Origin of the sequence: Eubacterium ramulus, assembly GCF_045002895.1 — a bacterium.
Classification (GTDB): Bacteria; Bacillota; Clostridia; order Lachnospirales; family Lachnospiraceae; genus Eubacterium_I; species Eubacterium_I ramulus.
The window spans coordinates 247,501-259,903 of the sequence record NZ_CP173382.1; the positions used below are offsets into that span (position 1 = coordinate 247,501).

Genomic DNA, 12,403 nt, shown 5'->3' on the forward strand with positions numbered 1-12,403 from the left:
CGAGACACGTGGAACCTTGATGGAAGGAGCGGGGACCACCCCGTAAGGCTAAATACTACTTAGTGACCGATAGCGCATAGTACTGTGAAGGAAAGGTGAAAAGGACCCCGGGAGGGGAGTGAAAGAGAACCTGAAACCCTGTGTTTACAAACTGTCGGAGGGCTTTATATGCCCGACGGCGTACTTTTTGTAGAACGGTCCGGCGAGTTGTGCATACTGGCAAGGTTAAGGGATAAAGTCCCGGAGCCGCAGGGAAACCAAGCCTTAAGAGGGCGAGATAGTCAGTGTGTGCAGACCCGAAACCGGGTGACCTATCCATGTCCAGGTTGAAGTTGCCGTAAAAGGCAATGGAGGACCGAACGCACATCCGTTGAAAAGGGTGGCGATGAGGTGTGGATAGCGGAGAAATTCCAATCGAACCCGGAGATAGCTGGTTCTCCTCGAAATAGCTTTAGGGCTAGCCTCGTTTTAGTCTGGTGGAGGTAGAGCACTGAATTCCCAAGGGGGCGTCAAAGCTTACTAAGGGATATCAAACTCCGAATGCCATACAGATGATGAACGGGAGTCAGACTATACGAGATAAGTTGGATAGTCAAAAGGGAAAGAGCCCAGACCCGCAGCTAAGGTCCCAAAGTGCATGTTAAGTGGAAAAGGATGTGGGATCTCTAAGACAACTAGGATGTTGGCTCAGAAGCAGCCATTCATTCAAAGAGTGCGTAACAGCTCACTAGTCGAGAGGTCCTGCGCCGAAAATGTCCGGGGCTAAAACATGCCACCGAAGCTTGGGAATGACATAGTCATTGGTAGAGGAGCATTCTTAACGCGAAGAAGCAGTACCGGAAGGAGCTGTGGAGTGCTAAGAAGAGAGAATGCCGGAATGAGTAGCGAGAACAAGGTGAGAATCCTTGTGGCCGAATATCCAAGGTCTCCAGGGTAAAGCTGATCTGCCCTGGGAAAGTCGGGACCTAAGGTGAGGCTGAAAAGCGTAGCCGATGGACAACAGGTTGATATTCCTGTACCGCATGGTAACAGAACTGTGGGGACACGGGAGGGAAACATGGGCCGGAAATGGAAAGTCCGGTACAAACGGGGTAGTCGCACAGCAGGCAAATCCGCTGTGCATGAGACGAAGCCGTGATGTGGAGCGAACTAAAGTAGTGAAGCATGTGCCCTCTCCTGTCGAGAAAAGCCGCTATTGTTTGCCATGCGCCCGTACCGTAAACCGACACAGGTGGATGAGGAGAGAATCCTAAGGCCGGCGGGAGAAGCATTGTCAAGGAACTCGGCAAAATGACCCCGTAACTTCGGGAGAAGGGGTGCCCACGCAAGTGGGCCGCAGAGAATAGGCTCAAGCAACTGTTTAGCAAAAACACAGGTCTATGCGAAACCGTAAGGTGATGTATATGGGCTGACGCCTGCCCGGTGCTGGAAGGTTAAGAGGAGAGGTTAGCTTCGGCGAAGCTTTGAATCCAAGCCCCAGTAAACGGCGGCCGTAACTATAACGGTCCTAAGGTAGCGAAATTCCTTGTCGGGTAAGTTCCGACCCGCACGAAAGGCGTAATGATTTGAGCGCTGTCTCGACAATGCACCCGGTGAAATTGAAGTACCAGTGAAGATGCTGGTTACCCGCGCCAGGACGGAAAGACCCCATGGAGCTTTACTCCAGTTTGGTACTGGAGCTTGGTATTGCATGTACAGGATAGGTGGGAGCTTATGAATCAGGGACGCCAGTCTCTGAGGAGGCGCTGTTGGGATACCACCCTTGCAATATCGGGTTTCTAACCAGCCGCCGTGATCCGGCGGTGGGACAATGCCAGGCGGGGAGTTTGACTGGGGCGGTCGCCTCCGAAAGGGTATCGGAGGCGCTCAAAGTTTCCCTCATAATGGTCGGAAACCATTAGAAGAGTGCAAAGGCAGAAGGGAGGCTGACTGCGACACCGACGGGTGGAGCAGGTACGAAAGTAGGACTTAGTGATCCGGTGGCATAAAGTGGGATTGCCATCGCTCAACGGATAAAAGCTACCCTGGGGATAACAGGCTTATCACTCCCAAGAGTTCACATCGACGGAGTGGTTTGGCACCTCGATGTCGGCTCATCGCATCCTGGGGCTGTAGCAGGTCCCAAGGGTTGGGCTGTTCGCCCATTAAAGCGGTACGCGAGCTGGGTTCAGAACGTCGTGAGACAGTTCGGTCCCTATCCGGCGCGGGCGTAGGATATCTGAGGGGAGCTGGCCTTAGTACGAGAGGACCGGGCTGGACGGACCACTGGTGTACCGGCTGTCATGCCAATGGCATCGCCGGGTAGCCAAGTCCGGAAGGAATAAACGCTGAAGGCATCTAAGCGTGAAGTCCCCCCCAAGATGAGATATCCCATCCTTATAAAGGAGTAAAAACCCTTGAAGAGTACGAGGTAGATAGGGCAGAGGTGGAAGTGTGGCAACACATGGAGCTGACTGTTACTAATCGTTTGAGGGCTTGACCAAGAACACGAGATTGAATAAAAGAAGCTAAGATCTCACCTGTATGAAGTTTTGAAGGTATATAAATAAATATAATCAAAATGGGTGTTCCTGGTCAGGAACATCCTTTTTGATATGTATGAAATTATTTTAGCATGGTAAAGAAGTAGATAATAACTACATTGCAGACACAGAAAAACAGCAGCCATGCGACTGCTGTTTTCCACATAGGGAGATTGAGTTATGAAAATGTTTATCAAAAATAAAGTAGATTTCCTTTTGACAAGTATTATGATACTCAATAAATGTGAGCAAAATATGTCAAAATTCTAAAAGAAACAGAATCAATTCTAAAAGAATCATATTAAAAGTATAAAGAAAAAATAAACACATGCATAAAAGACAGGAAAGAAGGAGTTTTGAATGGAAATAGTAAAAGGAAGACCATTGAATGTGAAAGAACGTCTGAAAAAAGAGGTCCGTGTATATGATCTTCTGGATGAACTTGACATTGAATATTGGCGGATAGATCATGAAGTAGCACAGACTATGGAGGATTGTGAGGAAGTAGATCGAATTCTTGATGCTGTCATCTGTAAAAATTTGTTTTTATGTAATCGTCAGAAAACAAAATTTTATCTTCTCATGATGCCGGGAGATAAGGCGTTTAAGACAAAAGAATTGTCTGCACAGATCCAGAGTGCACGCCTGTCTTTTGCTCCGGAGGAATATATGGAGAAATTTCTGGATATTACCCCTGGTTCTGTCAGTGTAATGGGTCTGATGAATGATACAGAAAATCAGGTGCAACTTCTGGTGGATGCGGATGTACTGGAGGGAGAATACCTTGGATGCCATCCATGTATCAATACATCCAGTCTGAAATTGCGGACAAGAGATGTTTTTACTACATACCTGAATGCAGTGCATCATGACTATATCGCAGTACATCTTGGAGATAGGAATGAATAAATTACTTTAGGAGAAAGCAATATTATGAACCAGTATAAAAAAGGTGTGATTTATACAATTATTGGCGGTGCATGTTGGGGAATTTCCGGAACGTGTGGAGAATATCTGTGTACGTTCAAAGGAATGGATACCAGACTTTTAACAGATATCAGACTGCTTGGGGCGGGTCTGGTTTTGTGTCTGTTCATGTTTTGGCGATATCGCCCGAATGTGAAACTGTTTTTGAAAACGCCGAATGCGGTATTGCATTGTATCGTATTTGGAATAGGCGGTTTGATGTTTACGCAGTACGCATATTTGACAGCCATAGCGAAAACAAATGCGGGAACAGCAACCGTGCTACAGTATCTATCGGCAATCTTTGTTTTGCTGATTGTCTGTCTGCGAAAGAGAAAATTACCTGTTTTGCGGGAAAATATTGCAATCGTTTCCTGTCTCGTAGGTACATTTTTAGTAGCGACGCATGGAAGTTTTACTTCATTATATATATCTAAGCAAGGATTATTCTGGGGATTTTTGGCTGCAGTGGCAGCAACACTCTACATTTTAATACCACAGCAGCTTCTGGCAGACTGGGGAAGCATCATCCCAACCGGAATCGGTATGTTGACCGGAGGAATCGCATTTTTCTTTATCATGCGGGTTTGGAAAATATCTGTGAAGCTCGATCTTACAACGGTGGTAATTACGGTGCTGATCGTAATGGTTGGTACGGTGTTGGCGTTTACTATGTTTCTGAAGGGAACCAGTCTGGTTGGTCCGGCTCGCGGAAATATGCTTGGTTGTGTGGAGCCGCTGATGGCAACGGTATGCTCAGCTGTTTTTCTGGATACTGTGTTCCTTCCAATGGATATTATTGGTTTTGGATTCATCATTGCGACAGTTTTTATACTGGCAAAGAGTTAGTTACAAAAAAGTAATGTGAGGATTGAACAAAAAATATTGAAATAGAAAAACAAGTTTGTGCACACTTACACGGAAGGTTTTGCTATTATAATAACTGTAAAAACCCCCAATACATTATATAGTTTTTTGCTACCCCCATAGTAAAAAATACCTTCTCTTGAAAGAGCAGCTGATCGACCGGCTGTTCTTTTTTTTGTAAATGTGGCGTTTCCCTTGCTTTTTCGCTATAGATATAGTATAAATGTTTGAGCATGGGAAAAAATAATTCGTAATTCACATAAGATGAAGAGGGGGTATTATGTTTCAAAAGGGAAAAAAGAATCCTCACAGTGGGGGATTAAACATTATGATTGTTGGGTGTGGAAAAGTTGGTATGACTTTGGTAGACCGTCTCAGTAAAGAGGGGCATGACATTTCTGTCGTTGACAAAAATGCTGCCCGTCTGCAGAGTGTGACCCATATGCATGATGTATATGGGGTAGTTGGCAACGGAGCAAGCTTTACTGTATTAAAGGAAGCAGGAATTGAAAACACAGATATCCTGATTTCGGTGACAGATTCAGATGAGTTGAATCTGCTTTGCTGTCTGGTTGCAAAACGTTCCGGACACTGCGAGGTCATTGCCAGAGTGCGTACGCCGGATTATAGTGAGGAAAAAGCATATCTGAAGGAAAAACTCGGACTGGCCATGATGATCAATCCGGAGCAGGAAGCTGCAAATGCAATTTCTCGTATTTTATATATGCCGACGGCATTGGAGGTAGCCCCTTTTGCCAGAGGTCATGCGGAAATGGTTCGTATCAAACTGCCGCAGGGAAACGTACTGACAGGAAAGAAAATCGCAGATCTGGTGAAGGAACTTTCCGGAGCAGTTCTGATCTGTGCTGTTGAGCGAAGCGGAAAAGTATACATTCCGGGTGGTGATTTTGAACTGGCAGCCGGAGATGTCATCAGTTTTATTGCGCCGGTGCGCGACGGACGAAAATTTTTGAAGAAAAACGGATTTCAGACACATCAGGCAAAAAGCTGTATCATCGTAGGTGGGGGGCGTGCGGCTTATTATCTGGCAAAACGTCTGATCGAACTCGGAATTTCTGTACAGATTGTTGAAAATAAGAAAGAACGCTGTGAGGAGCTGAGTGTGTTGCTTCCGCAGGCAATTATCGTAAACGGAGACGGTACCAGCGAGGAACTGCTTAATGAGATTGGTATTACAACGACAGAGTCTCTTGTTCCACTGACCGGAATCGACGAGGAAAATATCATGCTGACTTTGTATGCAAAGGAAGTATCCAATGCCAAGGTTGTTACCAAGATCAATCGTATCACGTATACCGGAGTGATCGATCAGTTGGATCTGGGCAGTGTGGTATACCCAAAATATATTACATCTGAGGCAATCATTGCTTTTGTACGTTCCAAGACAGCGACAATGAATAACAATATCGAAACCATGATCCATCTGTTTGATGAACGTGTGGAAGCGATTGAGTTTGTTGTGGGTGATCAGTCTCCGATTGTTAATCTGCCGCTGGCACAGCTGAAACTGAAAAAAAATCTCCTGGTAGCATGTATCAATCGTGATGGAAAAATCATTATCCCGGGTGGAAATGATAAAATCCAGGGGGGAGACACGGTAATTATTGTTACAACAAATACCGGATTTCATGATATAGAAGATATTTTACGGTAGGTGGAGGTCACATTAGATGAATAAGTCGATGATAGCCTATATATTGGGCTGGATTATGAAGTTGGAAGGGCTTTTTATGCTGATTCCGGTTCTGGTGGCATTGATCTATCGGGAACACAATGGCGTGTGGTTTGCCATCGTGGCAGTCTGTGCACTGGTATTTGGAGCAGTTGTTACGCATAAAAAACCGGAAAGTAATGTGTTTTACATGAGAGAGGGTTGTATCGCCACGGCAATGAGCTGGTTTATCATGAGTGTGATCGGCTGTCTGCCATTTTTCCTGAGTGGGGAAATTCCGTCTTTTACAGATGCATTGTTTGAAACTGTGTCCGGATTTACGACAACGGGATCCACGATTTTGAGTGATGTGGAAAGTCTGTCTTATTGTATGTTGTTCTGGCGTAGTTTTACACATTGGATCGGAGGTATGGGAGTACTTGTATTTTTACTTGCGGTTATTCAGATGACAGGTGGTTCCAACATGAATCTGCTGCGTGCAGAAAGTCCGGGACCGGCGGTCGGAAAACTGGTGCCAAGAATGATGCATACAGCAAGAATTTTATATGTGATCTACCTTGGAATGACAGTGATTCTTTTTGTGTTACTGGTGTGTGGGAAAATGTCGGTATTTGAATCACTGACGACTGCATTTTCTACGGCAGGAACCGGAGGTTTTGGCATTCGAAACGACAGTCTGGCAAGTTGTTCCCCCTACATTCAGTGGATTGTAACAATCTTTATGATTTTGTTTGGTGTTAATTTTAATGCCTTTTATTTTTTGTTACTGCGAAAATGGAAACAGCTTTTTCACATGGAAGAAGTCTGGGCATATTTCGGCGTTATTGTGGCAGCAATCCTGATCATTATGACAAATACATATGGCTGGGTCGGTAATGTGATGGAAAATCTCAGAAACACATCGTTCCAGGTTGGCTCGATCATTACAACTACCGGTTTCATGACCGTGGATTTTGACCAGTGGCCTTCTCTGTCAAGATATGTCATGCTGTTTCTGATGATGATCGGCGCTTGTGCCGGAAGTACCGGCGGCGGTATGAAAGTCAGCCGATTCCTGTTATCCGTGAAATCAGCTCTGCGGGAATTAAATTCCTATCTGTTTCCGAAGAGTATAAAAAAGATCAAGATGGATGGAAAGACGGTAGATGAAGAGGCAATCCGTGGTATCAACGTATATTTTACGGCATATATGCTTCTTGTTATATTGTCTACGTTTCTGGTGTGCATAGATGGAACCGATCTGGTCAGTGGATTTTCTTCCGTGCTTGGCACTTTTAACAATATCGGACCGGGTCTTGCAAAATACGGACCGGCCTGCAATTTCGGTGCTGCGTCAACTTTCAGTAAATGTGTGTACATTTTTGATATGCTGGCAGGACGTTTGGAAATATTCCCGGTACTGATCCTTTTGTATCCACCGAGTTGGCGTGGACTTTTGAAGCGCCGGATCAAACGGAAAAAGAATAGCAGAACGAATATATCCGTATCATAATCAAACAGAACGATATTCTTGTTGATTTTTGAATAAATTTTAAGAATTTCTGAATCCTATTTACAGAGGACGAAAATCTTGGTACAACTTAACTTATAGCAGGTGAAGCGTGTAAATGAGCAAAAACAGTAGAAAAGTTACACAGAAGCCTGAGGGGCGTTTTGTGAATTGCGCGTGTGAACTGCAGTTGAATGTACGACAAAGATTGTCTGGAGGTAGAATAGGTGATTTTTCCAAAGTTGATTTATACATTTTTCGTAGCAATGATTCCGGCCGTCGAGGTAAAAGGTGCCATTCCTTTTGGTATGGCACTGCAGCTTGCACCGTGGCAGGCGTATCTGATGGCATTATGCGGGAGTTTTTTTGTGGTTTGTTTCCTGGCTTTTTTTACACATTGGTTTTATGTGGAATGTAAAAAGCATGGATTTTTAAAACGGTTTATCGGATGGATCGATAAAATAGTGACGAAGAATAAAGATAAAATTCACAAGTACGGTCCACTGGCAATTTTTGCCTATGTGGCAGTGCCGATTCCGGGAACCGGAACATGGACCGGAAGCATCATTGCCGGGGTGCTGAACATGAGACCGGGCATTACCATTTTTTGTGTAATGTGCGGAAATGCTGTGGCGGGGATGATCGTGATGCTGGCAAGTTCAGGCGTTATTCATTTGATTTCACGATTGTAAATGTGCAGAGTGGTATAGAAACTGGCATGGATATAACGAAAAAAACTGGCTCTTGAAAAAGGTCAGTTTTTTTGTTATGTATAAGAAACGTAAGAGAAAGATGGGGAATGGAAAGTTTTATGATAGTTTCACATAACAATCAGAAGAAGATTGCTGTGATAAATGATTTTTCAGGCTTTGGACGATGCTCGATTGCAGTTTCACTGCCAATCATATCAGCAATGAAGATACAGTGCTGTCCGGTACCAACATCGATTTTTTCCAATCATACAGGGTTTGACAGCTATTTTTTTGAAGACTATACCAATAAAATGCGTCCGTATATTGCAGAATGGCGGAAACTGGATCTGCATTTTAATGGAATCTGTACCGGATTTCTTGGATCAGAGGCACAAATTGGGATTGTAGGAGATTTCCTTCAGGAGTTTGGCGGAGAGGGGACGATCGTATTGATCGATCCGGTTATGGGAGATTATGGAAAGCCGTATCCGACTTATACTATGGAAATGTGTCTGGAAATGAAAAAACTGGTGCATTATGCAGACATTCTGACACCGAATCTGACGGAGGCATGCATTCTGACAGACACACCTTATAAGGAAAAATGGCGGGTGGCAGAGATTGAACAGATGGCAGAAGTTTTAAGCCGGATGGGTCCGGGAAAAGTAGTGATCACCGGAATTCCACAGGGCAGTTTTGTGGCAAATCTCTGTTATGAGAAAGAAAAGGAATGCAAGGTACTGCGCACTCATAGAATTGGTACCTCCCGATCCGGAACCGGGGATATTTTTTCGGCAATACTGGCAGCAGATGCGGTGAACGGAGTGTCTTTTGAAGAGTCTGTAAAGAAGGCATCCGGATTTATCAAAAAGTGCATTTTAAGTTCCATCGAGCGGGAGATTCCGCTGACGGACGGTGTCTGCTTCGAGGAGCATCTTGGAAGTCTGGCGAGATAATGTTGCTTTATGATTTACTTAAAAAAGATATCTGGTAAGCAGAGTCATCGAAAGTGCGTGAAGGAGAACTTATATTAATATTAAAAAGAGTGGATTATAAATAGAAAGAAGGAATGAAAAATGGAAATTTTATACAAAGTACATCATGGGTTATATGTAAACCTGACAAACAAATGTCCATGTGCCTGTACATTCTGCCTGCGTCAGACGATGGATCATGTGGGGGAAGCTCACAGTCTGTGGCTGGAGCGTGAGCCTTCTGCAGAGGAAGTAATCGCAGAATTTGCAAAGTTTGATATGAATGAATTTGAGGAAGTCGTATTTTGTGGATTCGGTGAGCCGACAGAGGCATTGCCTGTACTGTTGAAAGTGGCAGCCTATGTAAAAGAGACATTCTCAAAACCAGTGCGTATCAATACGAATGGTATGGGAAACCTGATCTGGAACCGCGATATTACACCGGAATTTGAAGGTTTGATCGATACAGTATCCATCAGCCTGAATACACCGAATGCAGAGCGTTATCATGAACTGGTGCGCAGCAAATTCGGAGATCAGTCTTTTGATGCAATGATCAGTTTTGCCAAAAAGTGTACGCAGCATGTTCCTAAAGTTGTCATGACTACGGTAGCTACCACGATCACAAAAGAAGAAGAAGCACAGTGCAGTAAAATTTGTGAGGAAGTCGGAGCTGTTTACCGCATCCGTCCATGGGAAGACTAAAACATTAAAAAATACATATTATCGAAAAAAGATAATAAAAGAATAATGATACCGCCGGTCGGCCGACCGGCGGTGTTTTTTTCCTTGCATTTTAGCTAGAACTTTATTATAATTTAGGTTGCCTGTTCAAGGCAGTGTAGACTTGCAGAGATGCACAGAAGAATATGTCATGCATGGCATGATGTGCATTTCGCAACAAGAATGCCGAGGGCATTCTTGAATGATGTATACATAGATATTTTTTTTGTGGATTTTTATAGCAGGAAGCAGGAGAATGAAGATGTGGCAGCTGATTTTGGGAACTGCAGGATTTGTCCTGTATTTTGTATATGATATCAACAGTGTTTTAAGTAAGAATGTATGTTTGCAGAAATTTTTTGCATGGGGGAGTATTCTTGTCGTGGCGTCTGTCGTAGCAGAGTTCTGTTCTGCGTGGGGACAAGGTCATCGGAGCGTGGAAGCAGTGATCGGATTTGGAATCGGAGCATTGTTTTTTCTTGGTCTGCTTATATATACCTTGTTTTTTGCCCTTCCCTTTGAAGAAACCTATTGTGAAGAAAATAAACTGCGTGCTGCATACACAGAAGGAGTGTACGGTCTGTGCCGTCATCCGGGTGTATTGTGGTTTGCAGGTGCCTTTTTATGCATGTGGGGAATGCTGGGCGGATGGAGACCGGGAATCTATTTTGGACTTATGATTTTCTGGAATTATCTGTATATCATTTTTCAGGATCTGTGGACATTTCCACGGACATTTTTTAATTACAGGGAATATCAACAAAGTACGCCGTTTTTAATTCCGAATGGAAAAAGCATCCGGGTGTGTATGAAAAGTATAAGAAAACGTAGCAATCAATCTGGAGCGGACAACCTATGAGTCTAAAAGAAAAATTGAAAAAACATCAATATAATGAAATCTGGCAGCAGTATTGCGGATTCCTGGATCTGTCCATGGAAGGATACATGAAGATTCAGCGGCGGTTGATGGAAGAGCAGATCCAGCTCTGGAGCAACTGCGGACTGGGGCAGTCCATTCTGAAGGGAAAGCATCCGAAAAATCTGGAGGAATTCCGGAAAATGGTACCGTTGACAGAGTATGAAGATTATGCGGATATTCTGTTGACCAAGCAGCCGGATATGCTCCCGGGAAATCCTGTAATCTGGATCCAGACGACCTGGGAGGGTGGCAAGCACCCGATCAAGGTAGCACCGTATACCAGAAGCATGCTGGATACCTATCGAAATAATGTTATGGCCTGCCTGATTTTGTCTACAAGCCGTGAAAAAGGTTCTTTTGATGTGGCTTCTACGGATAAATTTTTATATGCGCTGGCACCGTTGCCCTATGCTACGGGATTGTTTCCGCTGGCATTGGGAGAAGAAATCGATATTGAGTTTTTACCGGCGATCAAAGACGCCGTGAATATGAGTTTCAGTGAGCGGAACAAACTCGGATTTAAGATGGCGATGCAAAAGGATCTGGGATTTTTCTTCGGTCTGGGAAGCGTTGCTTATGCAGTCAGTCTGAGTCTCTCATCTCTGACCAGTTCCGGTGGTGGAATAAAGTTGTCCAGCTTGCTAAAATGTAAACCGCAGATGATCATACGGCTTTTGAAAGCAAAATACCGGTGCAAGAAAGAACAGCGGCAGCTGCTGCCAAAGGATCTGTTCCATCTGAAAGGGTTTATGGTAGCCGGCACAGACAATCTGTGTTATAAGGATGATCTGGAAGAACTCTGGGGAATCCGGCCGATGGAGTTGTTTGCCGGTACGGAGCCTTCTATGATGGGAACAGAGACATGGACGCGTAAAGGCATGTATTTCTTTCCGGATAACGCATTTTATGAGTTTATTACAGAGGAAGATATGCTGAAAAATCATGCGGATCCGTCCTATATTCCGCCGACATATCTCATGGATGAAGTGCGGCCGGGGGAAAAATATGAACTGGTATTTACCATTTTGAAAGGCGGAGCGTTTGCACGATATCGCTGTGGTGATATGTACCGTTGCGTTGGACTGGAAAACCGGGAAGATGAGACGCGGATCCCACGGTTTGAATATGTGGATCGTGTGCCCTGGATCATTGACATCGCCGGATTTACTCGAATTTCGGAAAATGGAATCCAAAATGTCATTGGTCTTTCCAAACTTCCAATCACAAACTGGGTGGCAACGAAGGAATATAATGAGCAGAACCGGCCATATCTGCACATGTACGTGGAACTGGAGCGTGATGCACTGCTGAACAATGCTATGAGTGCAACAATTCTGAAAGATCTGCTCAGTACCTATTTTAAATATATTGATCAGGATTACCGTGATCTGAAAAAGATTCTGGGAATGGATCCTCTGCAGGTGACGATTCTTACTTGCGGAACATTTGAAACTTATGAGAAACGGACAGGAAAAAAACTGTACCATATGAGCCCTTCGCACTATGATCTTATGGGGCTTCTTGAGGTGCAGGCGAGTATGAACAGAGTGAGATAAGA

At 44.3% G+C, this 12,403-nt stretch carries 9 protein-coding genes and 1 rRNA gene (1 of these 10 cut by a window edge); all 10 read left to right on the top strand.

Features of this window, described 5'->3' with window-relative positions; genetic code table 11:
- Positions 1 to 2,483: ribosomal RNA gene (locus tag ACIRUQ_RS01255) — 23S ribosomal RNA — on the top strand (it extends 411 nt beyond the left edge of the window).
- 399 nt (positions 2,484 to 2,882) lie between these two features.
- On the top strand, positions 2,883 to 3,431 hold the full coding sequence (locus ACIRUQ_RS01260) for a prolyl-tRNA synthetase associated domain-containing protein (RefSeq protein ID WP_022036139.1): 549 nt from the start codon (positions 2,883 to 2,885) through the stop codon (positions 3,429 to 3,431).
- Positions 3,432 to 3,455: 24 nt separating this feature from the next.
- Entirely contained in the window at positions 3,456 to 4,337 is an 882-nt protein-coding gene (locus tag ACIRUQ_RS01265) for a DMT family transporter (protein ID WP_022036138.1), read from the top strand.
- 346 nt (positions 4,338 to 4,683) lie between these two features.
- Positions 4,684 to 6,030, top strand: coding sequence for a Trk system potassium transporter TrkA (gene trkA, locus ACIRUQ_RS01270; protein ID WP_242853618.1), 1,347 nt, complete (start codon positions 4,684 to 4,686; stop codon positions 6,028 to 6,030).
- Between the two features lie 16 nt (positions 6,031 to 6,046).
- Positions 6,047 to 7,540, top strand: coding sequence for a TrkH family potassium uptake protein (locus ACIRUQ_RS01275; protein ID WP_022036137.1), 1,494 nt, complete (start codon positions 6,047 to 6,049; stop codon positions 7,538 to 7,540).
- 224 nt (positions 7,541 to 7,764) lie between these two features.
- Positions 7,765 to 8,229 (top strand): small multi-drug export protein, encoded by a 465-nt coding sequence (locus ACIRUQ_RS01280; protein WP_022036136.1) that lies wholly within the window; start codon positions 7,765 to 7,767, stop codon positions 8,227 to 8,229.
- 119 nt (positions 8,230 to 8,348) lie between these two features.
- Positions 8,349 to 9,185, top strand: coding sequence for a pyridoxamine kinase (locus tag ACIRUQ_RS01285; RefSeq protein WP_055290496.1), 837 nt, complete (start codon positions 8,349 to 8,351; stop codon positions 9,183 to 9,185).
- Positions 9,186 to 9,305: 120 nt separating this feature from the next.
- Positions 9,306 to 9,908, top strand: coding sequence for a TIGR04100 family radical SAM protein (locus ACIRUQ_RS01290; RefSeq protein ID WP_022036134.1), 603 nt, complete (start codon positions 9,306 to 9,308; stop codon positions 9,906 to 9,908).
- 274 nt (positions 9,909 to 10,182) lie between these two features.
- Positions 10,183 to 10,785, top strand: coding sequence for a hypothetical protein (locus tag ACIRUQ_RS01295; protein ID WP_021740431.1), 603 nt, complete (start codon positions 10,183 to 10,185; stop codon positions 10,783 to 10,785).
- Positions 10,782 to 12,401 (top strand): GH3 auxin-responsive promoter family protein, encoded by a 1,620-nt coding sequence (locus ACIRUQ_RS01300; protein WP_021740430.1) that lies wholly within the window; start codon positions 10,782 to 10,784, stop codon positions 12,399 to 12,401. Before ACIRUQ_RS01295 ends, ACIRUQ_RS01300 begins: the two co-directional genes overlap by 4 nt.
- Positions 12,402 to 12,403 lie beyond the last annotated feature (2 nt).

Excerpts from the sequence above, each read along its gene's own strand:
- ACIRUQ_RS01285 (WP_055290496.1), top strand. The coding sequence starts at position 8,349 with ATGATAGTTTCACATAACAATCAGAAGAAGATTGCTGTGATAAATGAT.
- ACIRUQ_RS01295 (WP_021740431.1), top strand. The coding sequence starts at position 10,183 with ATGAAGATGTGGCAGCTGATTTTGGGAACTGCAGGATTTGTCCTGTAT.
- trkA (WP_242853618.1), top strand. The coding sequence starts at position 4,684 with ATGATTGTTGGGTGTGGAAAAGTTGGTATGACTTTGGTAGACCGTCTC.
- ACIRUQ_RS01275 (WP_022036137.1), top strand. The coding sequence starts at position 6,047 with ATGAATAAGTCGATGATAGCCTATATATTGGGCTGGATTATGAAGTTG.
- ACIRUQ_RS01265 (WP_022036138.1), top strand. The coding sequence starts at position 3,456 with ATGAACCAGTATAAAAAAGGTGTGATTTATACAATTATTGGCGGTGCA.
- ACIRUQ_RS01260 (WP_022036139.1), top strand. The coding sequence starts at position 2,883 with ATGGAAATAGTAAAAGGAAGACCATTGAATGTGAAAGAACGTCTGAAA.
- ACIRUQ_RS01290 (WP_022036134.1), top strand. The coding sequence starts at position 9,306 with ATGGAAATTTTATACAAAGTACATCATGGGTTATATGTAAACCTGACA.
- ACIRUQ_RS01300 (WP_021740430.1), top strand. The coding sequence starts at position 10,782 with ATGAGTCTAAAAGAAAAATTGAAAAAACATCAATATAATGAAATCTGG.